We start from the raw sequence: 16,969 nt of genomic DNA on the forward strand, positions 1-16,969 counted from the left end.
GCAGCCTTTCATCCCTATGTCCTATTCTGCATCCAGAATTTCAGTCAATATTTTATTCACTGTTCCCGGATCTGCTTTTCCCTTCATTGCTTTCATCGTCTGACCGACAAGGAAACCGATTGCCTTTTTCTTACCGGCTTTATAGTCGGATACCGACTGTGGATTGGCGGCAACAATGCCTTCAATAATGCCTTTAAGCGCACCGTCATCAGACTCTATCTTGAGTCCATTATCCTCCACATACACTTCCGGATCAATATCTTCATCAAAAATCTTTTCAAAAATTTCTTTTCCAATCGTTCGGTTAATAACACCCTGATCTATAAGTCCAATGAGCTTCGCCAGGTTTGCCGGTGTAAATCCAAGTTGATCCGGCTCCATATCCTTTTCTTTTAAGAGACGCATGGTTTCCACCATAAGCCAGTTGGACACTTCCTTCGGCTTCTTACATATCTCCACTGTCGCCTCAAAAATGTCTGCCATTTTTTTATGAGATGTAATAATCTCTGCATCATATTGAGGGATATCATATTCTTTCTTATAACGTTCCAGCTTCTCTGTCCGAAGTTCCGGCTGACGGCTGCGGATCTCCTCAATCCATTCATCGCTGATAATGATCGGAACCAGATCCGGCTCTGGAAAATATCGATAATCCTGGGCATCCTCTTTGGAACGCATCGCATAAGACATCCCTTTCGTATCATCCCATCTTCTTGTTTCCTGAACGACTTTTTTGCCTTCTTCAATAAGATCGATCTGGCGTTCACGTTCGCCTTCAATTGCACGGGCAATCGCCTTAAAAGAATTTAAGTTTTTCATCTCTGTACGTGTTCCGAAAGCTTCGGCTCCCACTTCTCTTACGGACAGATTCACATCCGCACGCATGGAGCCTTCCTGAAGCTTACAGTCCGAAGCCCCGAGATACTGTATGATCATGCGTAATTTTTCCAGATAGGCAATAACCTCATCAGCCGACCGCATGTCCGGTTCAGAAACAATTTCTATCAAAGGTACACCGGAACGGTTGAAATCCACCAGGGAACAGTCTTCCCATTCATCATGAATCAGTTTGCCCGCATCCTCCTCCATATGAATTTCATGAATACCGATAACCTTCTTACCGCCATCCGCTGTCTCTATCTCCACACCGCCATTACGACAGATCGGCAGATAAAGCTGAGAAATCTGATAGTTCTGCGGATTATCCGGATAGAAATAATTTTTTCGGTCAAATTTACAGTACTGGGTAATATCACAATTGGTTGCCAGTCCAACCCCAATCGCGTACTCCACAACTTTTTTATTTAATACAGGCAAAGATCCCGGCATACCTGTACATACCGGACATGTATGACTGTTTGGTGCTCCGCCGAATTCTGTACTGCAGGAACAGAAAATTTTTGTTTTTGTCGCCAGTTCCACATGAACTTCCAGTCCGATCACTGTTTCATATTGTTTTCCCATTATTCTGCTCCTTTCCCTGCCATCTCCGGTCTTATATATTCTCTCGTCTGCTCAAAAGCATAGGCTGCCCGGATAATATTGTTTTCTTTAAAACAGTCACCGATCATCTGAACGCCGATCGGCATGCCTTTGCTGTCAATGCCGCACGGCATGGACAGTCCCGGAAGACCTGCAAGATTGACGGAAATCGTATAAATATCTCCGAGATACATCTTGATCGGATCACTTAAAGATTCTCCCAGCTTTGGTGCTGTTGTCGGTGCAGCCGGTCCGAGAATCACATCATATTTTTCAAATGCCTTATCAAAAGCTTCTTTAATCAAAGCTTTTGTTCGGAGTGCCTTCAGATAATAAGCGTCATAATAACCCGAACTCAAAACAAAGGATCCCAGCATAATCCGCCGTTTAACCTCCGGTCCGAATCCTTCCGAACGGCTCTTTTTATACATATTGTGAAGTCCTTCATACTCTTCCGTACGATAGCCGTATTTGACGCCGTCAAACCGGGCCAGATTGGAGCTTGCCTCCGCTGATGCAATGACGTAATAGGCCGGAATTGCATATTCCACAAGACTCAGATCAAATTCTTCCACAATGGCACCCTTTTCTTCCAGCACTTTTGCCACCTTAAGGACAGCCTCTTTTACTTCCGCATCAAGGCCTTCACCAAAATAATCTTTTGGTATTCCGATACGCAGTCCTTTCACATCATCGACCAGTGCGGATGTAAAATCATAGGAATCTCTTTTTACAGATGTACTGTCCTTTGGATCATAAGATGCGATCGTCTCCAGTATCGTTGCACAGTCTGTAACATCTTTCGCCACAGGACCGATCTGATCAAGAGATGAACCGTAGGCAATCAGACCATATCGGGATACTGTTCCGTAAGTCGGTTTAATACCTACAACACCACAGAAAGAACTTGGCTGACGGATGGAGCCGCCGGTATCGGATCCAAGTGCATAGGGCACTTCTTCCGCTGAAACCGCAGTACAGGACCCCCCGGAAGATCCGCCCGGTACATGCTCTGTATTCCACGGATTTTTTGTCGGTCCGAAAGCGGATGTCTCTGTTGTACTTCCCATCGCAAACTCGTCCATATTTGTCTTTCCAATAATGACTGCCCCGGCCTTTTCCAGATTAAGCACCGCCTCTGATGTGTAGGTAGGCACAAAATTATAAAGTATTTTTGAACTGCATGTTGTAAGCATTCCTTCGGTACACATATTATCCTTAATGGCTACAGGAACCCCCGCCAGTGGTCCGGTAAGTTCTCCTGCATCAATTCTGGCCTGTATATCATCCGCCTTCTTCAATACCCCCTCTCTGTCAACGGTCACAAAACTGTTAATCTTTGTATCAACAGCTTCAATCTGAGCAAGAGCCGCTTCTACACACTCCCTCACAGTCACTTCTTTATTTTGAATCTTTTTCCCCAGCTCTACTGCGGTCAAATGCATTAAATCCATGTTTTACCTCCTACTCTACCGTCTTAGGCACCATAAAGCTGTCATCTTTTTCCTTTGGTGCATTTGCCAGCATCTGCTCGTGAATATCCCCGTTTACTACCACATCTTCTCTGAAAACGTTGTGTACGGGAAATACATGGGACATAGGTTCTACCCCGGATGTATCCAGCTCATTTAATTTATCGATATAATCCAGCATGCTGCCCATATCCTTCTTCGCCTGCTCTTTCTCGTCCTCAGACAATTCAAGCTTCGCAAGAATCCCGACATATTCAATAGTTTCATCAGAAATAATGTTTGCCATAGAATCTTCCTCCTTCCACCTGTCTACAGATTTAAAAATGATTCCCGGAATTTTTCAATTCCGGGAATGCTCTATTAATCGTATTATCCAGCCTCGACAGTTTTTATCCATAAATACCCCTTTATCCGAATAGATCCAATACCATCTGTGCCGTTTCTACAATACTTGTGCCATTACTCATACTTGTCTTTTGAAGATATCTGTGAGCCTCTTCCTCCGTATATTTTTTTACCATCATCAGAATACTCTTCGCCTGATCTATCAAAATTCTTTCCTCACCGGATCGGTTTCTCGGTAATTCACGACGTTTTTTACGTCTGCGCATCATCGTCGATTCCAGCATCTGAATATTGTTGATAAACATCTGTGTCTTCATGGGAAGCGCAATCTTAAGTACATCTACATACTCCATTTGATCTAATGCTGCCTGAGATCCCATAACAACCATTTGATAATATTCCGGAAGATATCCCAACAATTCATAATAATCCATATCTGTCAAACGGCAGCCACAGATGATCATACCATCTGAATCGATCATCTGATCGATCACTTGCAGTACTGCCGCACCGCTTGTACACACCCCGACCACATTATACCCAAACCGCGTCAACAAATTTCGTATGTTTGCCGCATCCGTCTGCTTCTTAAAAGCTACAATTATGCTGACCATCCTATCCACCTCGGTTTTTCTGTATGTCGGTTAAAATCAGATTCGATATAAATATTCTTCAATCTCCCATTCAGTTACCTGAACACGATAATTTTCCCATTCTTTATATTTTGCTTCAATATATTTTTCACTCACATGTTCGCCAAGAACACTTCTCACAAAAGCATCTTTCTCCAGTTCACGGGTGGCCTCACAAAGATCCTGTGGAAGACTTTCGATGTGAAGTGCATCTTTCTCACTGCGTGTCATTTCAAAAATGTTACGATCAACTCTTGCAGGCGGTGTAAGTTTTTTCTTAATTCCTTCTAACCCTGCGGCCAGACATACTGCAAGCACCAGATAAGGGTTACATGCCGGATCCGGACATCTAAGTTCCACACGGGTAGCCATGCCTCTTGCCGCAGGCACACGAACCAATGGGCTTCGGTTCATCACAGACCAGGCGATATAGATCGGTGCTTCATAGCCGGCAACAAGACGTTTATAAGAATTGACAAGAGGATTTGTCAAAGCCGTCATTCCCTTTGCATGAGCCAGAATACCGGCAATAAAATGATACGCATCGTCACTTAATTCTAGATTGCCTTCCGGATTATAAAAAAGATTATGACCATTCTTTTGTATAGACATATTAATATGCATTCCTGAACCTGAAACTCCGGACTTTGGCTTTGGCATAAATGATGCGTGAAGGCCATGACGCTTTGCAATCGATTTAATGACCAGTTTTAACGTCATAATGTCATCTGCTGTCTGAAGTGCATTGTTATGTGCAAAGTCAATCTCATGCTGAGCTGAAGCCACTTCGTGATGGGATGCTTCAATTTCAAAACCCATAGCTTCCAGATTAAGTACCATATCCCGGCGTGCATTTTCACCCAGGTCTACCGGTCCCAGATCAAAATAACTGCCTTTTTCATGAGTGATCGTTGTCGGCATTCCGTTATCATCTGTGTGGAAAAGGAAAAATTCACATTCCGGTCCAACTTCAAATTTGTATCCCATCTCTTCTGCCTGTTTGATAACCTTCTTCAGAATGTATCGCGGGTCACCTTCAAAGGGCTCTCCATTCGGGCGATATACATCACAGATAAGTCTGGCCACTTTTCCCTGCTGAGGACGCCATGGAAAAATCTGAAATGTATCCAGATCCGGATGTAAATACATATCTGACTCCTCAATACGGACAAAGCCTTCAATGGCAGAACCGTCAAACATGCATTCATTATTTAAAGCTCTTTCAATCTGGCTGGCTGTAATAGCCACATTTTTCAAAGTGCCGAAAATATCTGTAAACTGAAGACGAATGAATTCAACATCATTGTCCTGAATCATATCTATAATATCTTGCTTTGTATATCTTGACATACGAAAAATCACTCCTTCTTTTTAAAAAAAGGCGTACTTATACACGTAAGTACGCCTTTGCCTTATGGGCTAATCATACCAGTAAATCCCATATTTTGTCAATAGATACCCCGCTTAAATTTCCGCAATGTCCACAACCGAAAGCTGACTCAGATTTGCATTTTCAAGACTTGTTACAAGTGCTTTTGCAGTATCAAGGGATGTCAGGCAGGTCACGCCTGTTTCAATGGCATTTCTTCGGATAAGGAAGCCGTCTCTTGATTTATCACGTCCGTGTGTCGGTGTATCAATGATCAGATCCACTTCTCCGGCCAGTATTAGATCAAGCACATTCGGAGAACCGTCATGAATCTTGTTGATCCGTGTTGCCTTCATACCATTTTCATTTAATACAGCAGCTGTACTGCGGGTTGCATAAATCTCATATCCCAGATCATAAAAACGCTTTGCAATCGGAATTAATTCTTTTTTATCTGAATCCTTTACTGTACAGATCATCTTCTTTGTTCTCGGAAGATTAATGCCTGCACCAAGGAAGGATTTATATAAAGCTTCATGGAAATCTTTGGCGATACCAAGCACTTCACCTGTGGATTTCATTTCCGGTCCAAGGCTGATCTCTGCACCACGAAGTTTTTCAAAAGAGAACACCGGCTGCTTAATTGCAATATAATCAGCTTTTTTCTGAAGTCCCGGTGTATATCCCAGCTCTTTGATCGTTTTTCCTACAATAACTTTTGATGCAATATCTACGATTGGAATACCGGTAACTTTACTGATGTAAGGCACGGTACGGCTGGAACGCGGATTCACTTCAATAACATACACTTCATCCTCGTGGACAATAAACTGAATATTTAAAAGACCTTTAACATGCAGGGCACGCGCAAGCCGTCCTGTGTAATCTTCAAGTTTTTTAATAATGTCTTCACTTAAACTCTGTGCCGGATAAACAGAAATACTGTCTCCGGAATGCACGCCTGCACGTTCGATATGTTCCATGATGCCCGGAATCAAAATATCTGTTCCGTCGCATACTCCATCCACTTCCACTTCTTTTCCGACAAGGTATTTATCAACAAGAATCGGATGTTCCTGAACATCACGATTGATGATTGCCATAAATTCTACGATATCGCCGTCATTTACCGCAATCTGCATACCCTGGCCGCCAAGTACGTAAGATGGGCGCACAAGTACCGGATATCCCAGTTCATTGGCTGCTTTTAACGCTTCCTCTGTTGTAAACACCGTTGTTCCTGACGGACGCGGAATTCTGCACTGTTCCAGAATTTCGTCGAAACGTTCTCTGTCTTCAGCCGCATCCACATCATCTGAACTTGTACCGAGAATCGGCACACCCATTTTCATAATGGCTTCTGTTAATTTAATAGCTGTCTGACCTCCGAACTGAACAACTGCACCATCCGGTTTCTCCAGGCGTACGATATTCTCCACATCCTCCGGTGTCAATGGTTCAAAATACAATTTATCCGCAATATCAAAATCCGTACTCACAGTTTCCGGATTGTTGTTAATAATAATTGTTTCATATCCGGCATCGGACAAAGCCCACACGCTATGCACCGAACAGTAATCAAACTCAATACCCTGACCGATTCGAATCGGACCGGATCCGAGAACAATAACTTTCTTACGCATATTGTCTCCCGGCTCAACTTCATTCACGCTGCCAAAACAGGAATAATAGTATGGTGTTTCCGACTCAAATTCAGCTGCACATGTATCGACCATTTTAAAGGCGGCAACAATATTATTACGATAACGCATAGCTTTAACTTCGGCTTCACTGATACCCGTAAACTGGGCAATGGCCTTATCCGGGAACTCCATGCGTTTTGCTTCTTTCAAAAGCTCCAATGTCAGTTCTTCTGTTTTCAGACGTTTTTCCATATCTACAAGAACTTTTATTTTATTTAAAAACCACATATCGATTTTATTGATCTCGTGAATTTTTTCTATGTCGTATCCGCGTCTGAAAGCTTCTGAAATATAGAAAAGACGATGATCATCAATCAAATATAATGCCTTTTCCAGTTCTTCATCAGAAAGTTCCCCGAAATTTCCATAATCCAGACTGTAAATATTCTGTTCCAGAGAACGAAGTGCTTTCATGAGTGCTCCTTCAAAGTTCGGACAAATACTCATGACTTCTCCGGTAGCCTTCATCTGAGTTGTCAGCGTACGTTTCGCACTGACAAATTTATCAAATGGCCATTTCGGAATCTTGACAACACAATAATCCAGTGTCGGCTCAAAACTTGCATAAGTTTTGCCGGTAACCGCATTTTTAATTTCGTCCAATGCATATCCAAGAGCAATCTTCGCAGCAACCTTTGCGATCGGATATCCGGTTGCCTTTGATGCCAGTGCCGAAGAACGGCTTACACGCGGATTGACCTCGATAACGCAATATTCAAAACTATTCGGATTCAATGCATACTGCACATTACATCCGCCTGTGATTCCAAGTTCGGTAATAATCTTTAATGCCGATGTACGAAGCATCTGGTATTCTTTATCTGCCAGAGTCTGAGACGGTGCCACAACGATACTGTCACCTGTGTGAACGCCCACCGGGTCAATATTTTCCATATTACATACGGTAATACAGTTTCCGTAGCTGTCTCGCATCACTTCATACTCAATCTCTTTCCATCCGCCGATATAACGTTCTACCAGTACCTGACCCACACGGCTCAGACGCAGACCATTGCTGGCAATCTCTTTGAGCTGTTCAAGATCATGAGCGATACCGCCGCCGCTGCCACCTAATGTATAGGCCGGACGAATGACTACCGGATAACCAATCTTCTCGGCAAAATCGATACATCCCTGAAGTGTTGTACACACTTCGCTCGCTGCACATGGCTCACCGATTTTTTCCATTGTCTCCTTAAATTCAAGACGATCCTCAGCTTTCTTGATTGTCTGGGAAGTTGTACCGATCAGTGCAACTTTCTTTTTGTCCAGAAAACCGGATTCATACAATTCCATAGCAATATTTAAGGCCGCCTGACCACCCAAAGTCGGAAGCAGACTGTCCGGTTCTTCTTTCTCAATAATTTTTTTCAATACTTCAATATTTAATGGCTCAATATAGACCTTATCTGCAATATTTTTATCTGTCATAATGGTGGCCGGGTTTGAATTTACGAGAACGACCTCCACACCTTCTTCTTTTAAGGAGCGGCATGCCTGTGTGCCGGCATAATCGAATTCTGCTGCCTGGCCAATAATAATCGGGCCGGAACCAATAACTAATACTTTTTTAATATTATTTTTCTTAGGCATCTTTTGCAACCTCCATCATGTTCAAAAACTTATCAAAAAGGAAACCGGTATCCTGAGGGCCACCGCAAGCCTCCGGATGAAACTGTACGGTAAATACATTCTTACCGAGATAGTGGAGTCCTTCCATCGTTGCATCGTTTGCATTGCGGAAACTCATCTCAGCCACATCTTCCGGTACTGTCTTATCCGCTACCACATAACCATGATTCTGAGTGGATATATAAACACGTCCCGTTTCAAGATCCTTAACCGGATGATTTGCACCTCTGTGTCCCCACTTCATCTTCCTTGTATCCGCACCGTTGGCCAATGCCAGCAGCTGATGACCAAGACAGATACCAAACATCGGAATATCCGCATCAAATAATTTTTTCACTTCATGAACAATAGGCATACAGTCCTTCGGATCCCCAGGGCCATTTGAAAGCATAATCCCATCCGGGGCGTCTTTCATAATTTCTTCAGCCGGTGTATATGCCGGATAAATAGTCACGGCACATCCCCGCTTTGCCAACTCTCTCGCAATATTTCTCTTTGCTCCGAAATCCATCAGAGCCACTTTATATTTGCCGTCAGAAAAATGTTCTTTCTCGGAACAGGTAACTTTTTTAACAACATCTTCTGCCTTAAATGCACGTATTCTCGGAAGTATCTCTTCCAAATCAAAATTTTCATTTGTGGTGATCATACCGTTCATTGTTCCCTGGCTTCTCAAAATCTTTGTCAGAGCACGTGTATCAATCCCCTGAATTCCCGGTATATCATGTTTTTTCAGAAAATCAGAAAGACCACATTCATTCCGGAAATTGCTCGGTGTCTCAGAAAGCTCCCTAACAATAAATCCATCCGGCCAAGGCTTGTCATCTTCCATATCATCAAAACATATTCCATAATTTCCAATAATTGGATATGTCATGACGACGGCTTCCCCGGCATAGGATGGATCTGTAAGAATTTCTAAATATCCTGTCATTGATGTGTTAAAAACGATCTCACTAATTACTTCACGCTGTGAACCGATACTCCTACCTTCAAAAATGGTGCCATCGGCTAGAATCAAAAATGCTTTCATTCTTTCACCTGTCCCTTTCTCTCACTGTTATGTCCCTATTCTGTGTAAAAATGCACAAGGAATAATTATTCATTGTTTCCCGTGTTTTTGCATAATTATTATGATTTTTTGCATTTTTTCCAAAAAAAAAGAGTGATTCGTGAATATTATTCCGAATTTTCTTTTTTCTCATCTTTGACAAAAACCCTAAATTGCTAAAAGTATACCACATGATTTTTGGAAAAACAACCTCATTTTTACATTTTTTTTGCTTTGCACTTTATTTTAGTAAAATCATTAAAATTTCATTTATCAACAGAAAAAGATTTGCATATATTATACAAAACAACTTAGGATCCAAAAATTATGCCCGATATGAATTCATTTATTGACAAAGGTCAACTTCAGATTTCTGCTGTATCGGCAGAAGGCAATGTGCCGATCGATGACGCCACTATTGAAATTTCTCCTACAGGAGAGCCAGAAAATGTCATCGAACAATTGACAACCGACAGCAGCGGAAACAGCGAAACCATTGATCTGGATGCGCCTCCGGTAGAGTACAGTCTTTCACCGGGTGACAATCAGCCCTACTCCGAATATAATCTGAAGATCACTGCTCCCGGATATGATGAGGTTCTCATTTCCGGAATTCAGATCCTCTCCGGTCAGCTTGGACTCTCCAATATTCGCATGACTCCCACAGTCAGAGAAACAGTGCCTTATAATCCTCTGGTGATCGGTGCACATACTTTATGGAAACTCTATCCTCCGAAAATTGCCGAATCCGAAATTAAGGATATTGCTGAAACAGGTGAAATTGTTCTGAGCCGGGTCGTCGTTCCGGAAACAATTATCGTTCATGCCGGTCCGCCGACAGATGCCAGTGCACCAAACTATTATGTTCCATACCGGGACTATATCAAAAACGTTGCCTCCAGTGAAATCTATGCCACCTGGCCCGAATCGACCATCATCGCCAATGTTCTTGCCATCATGTCTTTTACATTAAACCGGGTCTACACCGAATGGTACCGCAATAAAGGCTTTGACTTCACCATCACTTCCTCCACTGCCTATGACCACTTTTTTGTTTACGGACGAAATATCTACGAAAGCATATCCAGAGTAGTCGATACCATCTTTGCCAACTATCTTTCCCGTCCGAACGTACGACAGCCGATTTTGACTCAATACTGTGACGGAAAACGGGTCAGCTGCCCAAACTGGATGTCTCAGTGGGGCTCCATGTATCTGGGTGATCAGGGTTATACTCCGATTGAAATCATCCGGAATTATTACGGAAGCGATATGTATATCAACTCGGCTGAACTTATCAGCGGTATCCCTGCCTCCTGGCCGGGCACAGACCTTACTGTAGGTTCCACCGGATCTAAGGTACGTCAGATGCAGGAACAGTTAGACCGTATTTCACAAACCTATCCTGCACTGCCATCCGTAACTCCCGACGGTATTTACGGCGAAAGTACACGCCAGGCTGTCGAAGCCTTCCAGCGGGTTTTTAATCTTCCGGTAACGGGTGTGGTTGATTATCCGACATGGTATAAAATCAGTGAAATTTATGTCGCTGTAACACGAATTGCGGAGCTTAACTAAAACACATTTTTATCGTTCCGCCTGCCACACTATCATATGACCAAAGGCCCGATATGTCCGTCTCACACCGGATATATCAGGGCCTTTCCTCATTTTCAGTCCCAATCTATTTAAAAAATCTAAAATGAATAATATCCTTCGGACATCTCTCTATACATTTGCCGCAGCGTATACATTCGGCACTGTTTGGCTGCTTTGATGGATCCACACCCATGCCGCATGCCTTTGCACAGGCATTGCAGTGAATACACTGATCAAATTCAACGGACATATGTAGGGCCGCTGTCCTGTTAAACAGTCCATAAAATGCACCTAAAGGACAAAGATATTTACAAAAAGGTCTGTATATAATCACACTCAGTAATAAAATACAAATAAGAATACTGAATTTCCAGAAAAATCGGCTTCCCAGCACAGACAAAAGCTTTGTATCTGCCAGCATAAGCATAATTCCGGCTGTTGTGCCGGACGGACACAAATATTTGCAGAAAAAGGGAACCATCTTATAAAAAAACGGCAGACCAATGACCAAAACAATCAGTACAATATATTTTAGCTTTCTAAGAAGTCTGTCCCCGCGAAAAATTTTCACTTTCTTTGGAAAGGGAATCTTATCCAGAAGATCCTGCAAAAAACCAAAGGGACACAAAAAACCGCACACAACTCTTCCCAACAAGGCTCCGAAAAATAAAAGCAGCCCCAAAATATAATAGGGAAATTTAAATTTAGAAGAAGCAAGTGCATTCTGGAGCGAGCCAATCGGACATGCTCCCACGGCTCCGGGGCATGAATAACAATTCAATCCGGGAACGCAAACATTTTTTATGGGACCCTGATAGATCTTACCTGTAAAAAAGCCTTTAAAATTTGCATTCTGAATGAGAAATGCCAGACTTTGAATCCATGTTCTTTTCTTATTATCCAATACCAATACACTCCAGACATATTTTTATCGCCTTTGCCATAACTGTCTGATTCTGCTGATCCAAAACACCTGTTATGATCATGACTGCAGACACTGCCATCAGTGCCATTGTAAGATAATGCTTTTTCATTTCAACCTCATTTCAAATAACTTTTAATGATTTCTTCCCATGCATCTGCAGTTTTTGACCCTATATAAGGTGATTCACTGAGTACTTTTCCACTGCCGTCCACAAACATCGTCGCCGGTACATAATCCTGCATATATTTTGCCAATTTCTCATCTACACGGAGAATCGGATAGGTAATTTTGTTTTCTTCAATAACCGTGCGAACATCTTCATCCACACCTTCTGTAGAAAATACACCAAGAATAACAAAACCCTGATCCTTATATTTTTCATACAGTTCTTCCAGATCCGGCATCTCTTCTGTACAGGGACCGCACCATGGTTCCCAAAAATTGACCATAATCAGCTTTGCATCTAAGTCCTTAAAAGACACATTATTGCCATCAATATCTTCTGTTGAAAAATCAAAATTTTCTTCCGCTGAATCCTGTACTTCTGTCTGTTTTACACTTTCAGACGTTTTTTCTGTTTCTGCTTTTTTTCCACAGGCAGTAATCGCCAGAATACAGGTACCGATTAAAGCCGCACACATAAATTTTCTTATCAAAATTTCATACCTCCCGTTTTATCATAGAAATTGAACATATGTCTTTGCCAACTCCAGAAATTCATCTTCTACTTCGGACATAATCTTAAATTCACATTGAATATCTGCCTTCAATTTAACTTCTGTATCTCTGATTTTTTCCGGCATTATCTTTGCAAATTCATAAGCCAGCATATCGTCATCCACCTCAAAAACCTGTTGTTTTTCCTCTTTTGTCAACGGTGTTTTCAGATATTTGTTCCATATCATGTTTTGAAGATTTTCCTCAACTTTCAAATATTCTGTTAAAAGTGCCTTCACCGGACGTGTCACATCGGACATATATGCTTCGCTGGCATCATGCAATAGGCATGCCAGCTGAACCCGATCGGAATAGCCTCTGGCCTGTGCTTCCCTACAGCAGGCAATCGAATGCTGGGCAACGGAATAAAAATATTTTACATGTCCGTTTCCACGACAGATCAAGGAAAGCGCATGTCCAATGTCTGACAGATCAATTAAATTTTCTTCAGGAGCTGTCGGATCGAAATGCTTTCCTGTAAAAGTTACGATTGAACTCATTTTTTCACCTTCCTTTAAACTTTCCTAAATTCATCATACTCTATATGCTAAATCCTTCTAAATTAATACACAAACCCCAATTCCACATAATTCACTGATTGTCAGACAAAAACCTGAGATATCACCATTCATTCCCCCAAGTGCCTTATAACTGAACCTTAGCGCCAAAACATACCCGATACCTTCGCCAACAAAGGTCCATCCATATCTACCCATAAAAATAAATCCAAAAATCATACATAGAATGACTATACCTATAAGCAAAGCACGCTGCCGCTGCGATAGTGTCTGCATATGAGCATACTGGCTTGTCTGCATCGGCGGAAGAATCCCTATCGCCATTGAAGAACAACAGCGGCTCATTACAGGTATCATCACAAAACACATCACAGGTATGGATGACGCAGAAGACGCAAACAGAGCAAATCCTGTTATCAAAAGAAACACACAGCCAATCACTGCAAAGGATCCCACATGTGGATCTTTAAGAATTTTTCGTCTTTTTTCCGTACTTCGCCACGAACCAATAGCATCAGCCACATCCATAAATCCATCCAGATGTATGAACCCGGTCATCAGGTAGGGCAATGCGCACATGGCACAGCCATATATCATATCCGGCAATCCAATCCGGTGACCCCATATGGAAAGTACCGCCCAAAAAACACCGATCTCCAATCCTACCAAAGGCAAAAAAAGAAGCATATACGGACGTGATTCTTCATCCCACATATGAAACGGACACGGCAGAGAACAAAACATTGATTGTGTCATTGCAAAAGCTGTCAAATATTTTTTCATCTTCAATAAATTTCCTTTCCACACCTGTCATGGGAACACAAATATTGCCCCCGATATTAAGATTTATTGTATCACAGCACCTTTATATGTCAACTGTTGACAAAGCTTGCTGACAAGTATTAGAATAAACCAGAAAATGACTTTTTATGGATAAAATCTCCCGGAAAGGAATAGGAAAAATGAATCTGGATAAAATAATTGCCTGCATTCAACCGGCCAATAAAAAACTGTATGATGCATGCATAACCCGTTTTGATCATATAGCAAAACCTGTCGGAAGCCTTGGAAAATTCGAAACATTAATTGCTTCCATCAGTGCTGCATCCCATACAGAAAACATAACAATTGATAAAAAATGTGTTCTTGTATTTTGTGCAGACAATGGCGTCTTAAAACAGGGTGTTGCTCAGAGTACCCACGATGTAACAACAGCAATTGCCCGCTCTCTTGTTCGTAAAACTACGAGCGTAGACAGTATGGCAAAAGCTGCCAAAGCAGATGTTTTTCCAATTGACATGGGAATGATTGATAAAGTTGAAGGGCTTATCCCTCGTTCAGTAGCGAGAGGGACTAAAGATATGTCTCAAGGTCCTGCAATGACAAAAGATCAGGCAGTTCAGGCAATTTTAACAGGAATAGAAATGGTAAAATGTACCAAAGAACAAGGTTACACACTGATTGCCACAGGCGAAGCAGGTATAGGAAATACAACCACATCCAGTGCTGTTCTGTCCGTTTTAACCGGGCTTCCCGTTGAGCAAGTGACGGGACGCGGCTCCGGACTGACCGATGAGGGACTGATTCGAAAACAAAATGCTATCCGTCAGGCAATTGCCATCAATCAGCCGGATGCCTCGAATGTCATCGACGTTCTCCACAAAGTGGGAGGATTTGATATTGCTGCCATGACCGGTGCCTTTCTTGGCGGTGCACTGTATCACATTCCGATTATTATGGACGGCTTTATCTCCGGCGTAGCCGCTCTGTGTGCCGTACAACTATGTCCTCACGTCCACGGTTATATCCTGCCGTCACATACAAGTGCAGAACCGGGAGCTCAAATTGTTATGAAATCCTTAAATTTACAACCTGTACTTCATGCAGATATGCGTCTTGGCGAAGGTACCGGAGCCGTAGCTCTCATGCCTCTTCTTGATCTCGCACTGTCTGTTTATAAAAATGCAGCAACCTTTGACGATATTAAAGTGGAGGCTTATTCTAAATGGAAATCCAATTAGTTCTCGGTCCAAACAACAGCGGTAAAAGTTTATATGCGGAAAAGCTTGCGGTAGAAAGCGGAAGTAAACGAATCTATCTTGCCACCATGATACCGCAAAATGAGGAGAACCGTCTTCGTATTGAAAAACATCGTCTTCAGAGAAAATATAAAGGTTTTCAAACGATCGAAGCCGGATGGAATATCGACCAGATTTTCGTTGATTCGGATTCCGTCATATTATTAGAAGATGCCTCCAACCTTCTGGCCAACGGTATGTTCGAGCACTCAGCCACTCCTCAACAGGTCTATAATGTCATCCTCGATCTCGCCAAACGCTGCAGAAAACTTATCATTGTCACGATTGCCGGCCTTTCTCCGGAAGGATATGATGACGATACCGCCAAATACATCTGCGGTTTAAATTGGCTCAATGAAAAAATAATGGAAATAGCAAATTTAACTGTTGAAATGAAAACATCACGGCAAGAATAAAAAAGGGATATATAAAACTACAACTTCTTTTCAAGACAGACCAGACGTACACCTTTAATTCCATTAAATTCACATGGAACAATAGAAACCTCTTTATACCCAAGTTTTTTATATAGCGTACGTGCTGCTCTGTTTTTTTCATTCGTATCCATACGAAGATACTGACAATTATGCTCTAATGCAAACTGCTCATAATAACCGACAAATCTAGAACCATAGCCTTTCTTGCCAACTTTCGGTGAAACAACCAATGTGTGCAGCACCATCACCTGATCATCCGGTACATCATAATCCCACTTCGCATCCGCATATTCAGGGACCTGTTCCTGGTTTAGTCTCCCTGCTGCCACAATTCTTCCTTCTTCAATTTCTACAAACATATCTCCTTTTTTGATAGACACCTCTGCAGTTTTTCTTGTCGGATAAATAGACCGTACCCAGCCTATGCAAGCTCTTCCCGCTTCTTCTTCTGTATGAATTTCATCGTAGATCTCTGCGATCCGTTTCAAGTCTCCTGAATCTGCTTTGCGAAACATGTTATTTCTCCTCTGCAAAAATAGTATTGGTTCCGATAAGTCACGCAAAGTATCTTTGCGTCCTTAAATCATTCGCTGAATCAATCCGTGTCGATTACAATATGCGTACAAAATTCCTTGTCCTCTTTTTCTGAATCTCACAGCGATATCCTGCTCCGGATACAGTTTGACCATTCCCGTCTCCCCTGATGTCACATAGGCGATAAAAGATATATAGTGACTTTTGCTCATCGGATGTTTTATTGTCACATAATATTCATTATCTACAGTCTCAACCTGAATCTCATGTTCTTCGTCGCATGACTCTGCTTCCTGTTCCAATAAATTAAGACCGCAGCATGAAAATGTTCCCTGACCTACAGAAGTAACAATATTGCCGCATACCGGACACACATAAAAGTGTATTTTTTTCATATTTGCTGATGGATTATCATTCTCTTTAAAATCTCCTGTCAACAATTCAGCCACAGAGACACTCAAAGCCTTTGCAAGTT

General features: G+C 42.1%; 17 protein-coding genes. 3 read left to right on the forward strand and 14 right to left on the reverse strand.

Annotated features, from left to right (window positions below; translation table 11 throughout):
• Positions 1-21: 21 nt before the first annotated feature.
• From gatB to QZZ35_RS01210, 7 genes are all read right to left on the reverse strand, one after another.
• Complete coding sequence (gene gatB, locus QZZ35_RS01180) at positions 22-1,464, reverse strand: Asp-tRNA(Asn)/Glu-tRNA(Gln) amidotransferase subunit GatB (protein WP_291235780.1); 1,443 nt, start codon at positions 1,462-1,464, stop codon at positions 22-24.
• Positions 1,464-2,936 (reverse strand): Asp-tRNA(Asn)/Glu-tRNA(Gln) amidotransferase subunit GatA, encoded by a 1,473-nt coding sequence (gatA, locus tag QZZ35_RS01185; protein WP_291235781.1) that lies wholly within the window; start codon positions 2,934-2,936, stop codon positions 1,464-1,466. The genes gatB and gatA overlap by 1 nt, the downstream gene beginning before the upstream one ends.
• A gap of 10 nt (positions 2,937-2,946) precedes the next feature.
• Positions 2,947-3,240, reverse strand: a complete 294-nt coding sequence (gene gatC / locus QZZ35_RS01190) for an Asp-tRNA(Asn)/Glu-tRNA(Gln) amidotransferase subunit GatC (RefSeq protein WP_291235782.1) — start codon at positions 3,238-3,240, stop codon at positions 2,947-2,949.
• 121 nt (positions 3,241-3,361) lie between these two features.
• Positions 3,362-3,913, reverse strand: coding sequence for an ANTAR domain-containing response regulator (locus QZZ35_RS01195; RefSeq protein ID WP_291235783.1), 552 nt, complete (start codon positions 3,911-3,913; stop codon positions 3,362-3,364).
• Positions 3,914-3,949: 36 nt separating this feature from the next.
• Positions 3,950-5,281 carry a type I glutamate--ammonia ligase gene (glnA, locus tag QZZ35_RS01200; RefSeq protein WP_291235784.1) on the reverse strand — a complete coding sequence of 444 codons (1,332 nt, stop codon included), beginning with the start codon at positions 5,279-5,281 and terminating at the stop codon, positions 3,950-3,952.
• A gap of 114 nt (positions 5,282-5,395) precedes the next feature.
• Positions 5,396-8,596 (reverse strand): carbamoyl-phosphate synthase large subunit, encoded by a 3,201-nt coding sequence (gene carB, locus QZZ35_RS01205; protein WP_291235785.1) that lies wholly within the window; start codon positions 8,594-8,596, stop codon positions 5,396-5,398.
• Positions 8,589-9,668 (reverse strand): carbamoyl phosphate synthase small subunit, encoded by a 1,080-nt coding sequence (locus tag QZZ35_RS01210; RefSeq protein WP_291235786.1) that lies wholly within the window; start codon positions 9,666-9,668, stop codon positions 8,589-8,591. Before QZZ35_RS01210 ends, carB begins: the two co-directional genes overlap by 8 nt.
• Positions 9,669-10,013: 345 nt before the next feature.
• On the opposite strand from QZZ35_RS01210, the gene QZZ35_RS01215 reads away from it, so the two are divergent.
• Positions 10,014-11,264, forward strand: coding sequence for a peptidoglycan-binding protein (locus tag QZZ35_RS01215; protein WP_291235787.1), 1,251 nt, complete (start codon positions 10,014-10,016; stop codon positions 11,262-11,264).
• 106 nt (positions 11,265-11,370) lie between these two features.
• Here QZZ35_RS01215 and QZZ35_RS01220 read toward each other — a convergent pair whose 3' ends face one another.
• From QZZ35_RS01220 to QZZ35_RS01240, 5 genes are read right to left on the reverse strand one after another with little or no spacing between them, the layout of a single operon-like run.
• The gene (locus tag QZZ35_RS01220) at positions 11,371-12,189 is read right to left on the reverse strand and encodes a 4Fe-4S binding protein (RefSeq protein WP_291235788.1); all 819 of its coding nucleotides are present in this window, start codon (positions 12,187-12,189) and stop codon (positions 11,371-11,373) included.
• Positions 12,182-12,319 (reverse strand): CD1871A family CXXC motif-containing protein, encoded by a 138-nt coding sequence (locus QZZ35_RS01225; protein ID WP_291235789.1) that lies wholly within the window; start codon positions 12,317-12,319, stop codon positions 12,182-12,184. Before QZZ35_RS01225 ends, QZZ35_RS01220 begins: the two co-directional genes overlap by 8 nt.
• A 7-nt stretch (positions 12,320-12,326) precedes the next feature.
• Entirely contained in the window at positions 12,327-12,866 is a 540-nt protein-coding gene (locus tag QZZ35_RS01230; protein WP_291235790.1) for a TlpA disulfide reductase family protein, read from the reverse strand.
• Positions 12,867-12,887: 21 nt separating this feature from the next.
• Positions 12,888-13,427, reverse strand: a complete 540-nt coding sequence (locus tag QZZ35_RS01235) for a phosphohydrolase (RefSeq protein WP_291235791.1) — start codon at positions 13,425-13,427, stop codon at positions 12,888-12,890.
• Between the two features lie 57 nt (positions 13,428-13,484).
• Positions 13,485-14,228, reverse strand: a complete 744-nt coding sequence (locus QZZ35_RS01240; RefSeq protein ID WP_291235792.1) for an adenosylcobinamide-GDP ribazoletransferase — start codon at positions 14,226-14,228, stop codon at positions 13,485-13,487.
• 179 nt (positions 14,229-14,407) lie between these two features.
• Between QZZ35_RS01240 and cobT the strand changes: the two genes are divergently transcribed.
• Both cobT and QZZ35_RS01250 read left to right on the forward strand, forming a co-directional pair.
• Complete coding sequence (gene cobT / locus QZZ35_RS01245) at positions 14,408-15,466, forward strand: nicotinate-nucleotide--dimethylbenzimidazole phosphoribosyltransferase (protein ID WP_291235793.1); 1,059 nt, start codon at positions 14,408-14,410, stop codon at positions 15,464-15,466.
• Entirely contained in the window at positions 15,451-15,939 is a 489-nt protein-coding gene (locus QZZ35_RS01250; RefSeq protein ID WP_291235794.1) for a bifunctional adenosylcobinamide kinase/adenosylcobinamide-phosphate guanylyltransferase, read from the forward strand. The genes cobT and QZZ35_RS01250 overlap by 16 nt, the downstream gene beginning before the upstream one ends.
• Before the next feature lie 17 nt (positions 15,940-15,956).
• Here QZZ35_RS01250 and QZZ35_RS01255 read toward each other — a convergent pair whose 3' ends face one another.
• Both QZZ35_RS01255 and QZZ35_RS01260 read right to left on the reverse strand, forming a co-directional pair.
• Complete coding sequence (locus QZZ35_RS01255) at positions 15,957-16,475, reverse strand: GNAT family N-acetyltransferase (protein ID WP_291235795.1); 519 nt, start codon at positions 16,473-16,475, stop codon at positions 15,957-15,959.
• A 63-nt stretch (positions 16,476-16,538) separates the two neighbouring features.
• Positions 16,539-16,969, reverse strand: a 431-nt coding sequence (locus QZZ35_RS01260; protein ID WP_291235796.1) for a desulfoferrodoxin family protein, incomplete at its 5' end; no start/stop codon positions are given.

Source organism: Frisingicoccus sp. (assembly GCA_016298055.1).
GTDB lineage: Bacteria > Bacillota > Clostridia > Lachnospirales > Lachnospiraceae > Frisingicoccus.

Bases quoted from the DNA above. Each gene is read 5' to 3' on its own strand.
- gatB (WP_291235780.1), bottom strand. From the start codon at position 1,464: ATGGGAAAACAATATGAAACAGTGATCGGACTGGAAGTTCATGTGGAA.
- gatA (WP_291235781.1), bottom strand. From the start codon at position 2,936: ATGGATTTAATGCATTTGACCGCAGTAGAGCTGGGGAAAAAGATTCAA.
- gatC (WP_291235782.1), bottom strand. From the start codon at position 3,240: ATGGCAAACATTATTTCTGATGAAACTATTGAATATGTCGGGATTCTT.
- QZZ35_RS01195 (WP_291235783.1), bottom strand. From the start codon at position 3,913: ATGGTCAGCATAATTGTAGCTTTTAAGAAGCAGACGGATGCGGCAAAC.
- glnA (WP_291235784.1), bottom strand. From the start codon at position 5,281: ATGTCAAGATATACAAAGCAAGATATTATAGATATGATTCAGGACAAT.
- carB (WP_291235785.1), bottom strand. From the start codon at position 8,596: ATGCCTAAGAAAAATAATATTAAAAAAGTATTAGTTATTGGTTCCGGC.
- QZZ35_RS01210 (WP_291235786.1), bottom strand. From the start codon at position 9,668: ATGAAAGCATTTTTGATTCTAGCCGATGGCACCATTTTTGAAGGTAGG.
- QZZ35_RS01215 (WP_291235787.1), top strand. From the start codon at position 10,014: ATGCCCGATATGAATTCATTTATTGACAAAGGTCAACTTCAGATTTCT.
- QZZ35_RS01225 (WP_291235789.1), bottom strand. From the start codon at position 12,319: ATGAAAAAGCATTATCTTACAATGGCACTGATGGCAGTGTCTGCAGTC.
- QZZ35_RS01235 (WP_291235791.1), bottom strand. From the start codon at position 13,427: ATGAGTTCAATCGTAACTTTTACAGGAAAGCATTTCGATCCGACAGCT.
- QZZ35_RS01240 (WP_291235792.1), bottom strand. From the start codon at position 14,228: ATGAAAAAATATTTGACAGCTTTTGCAATGACACAATCAATGTTTTGT.
- cobT (WP_291235793.1), top strand. From the start codon at position 14,408: ATGAATCTGGATAAAATAATTGCCTGCATTCAACCGGCCAATAAAAAA.
- QZZ35_RS01250 (WP_291235794.1), top strand. From the start codon at position 15,451: ATGGAAATCCAATTAGTTCTCGGTCCAAACAACAGCGGTAAAAGTTTA.
- QZZ35_RS01255 (WP_291235795.1), bottom strand. From the start codon at position 16,475: ATGTTTCGCAAAGCAGATTCAGGAGACTTGAAACGGATCGCAGAGATC.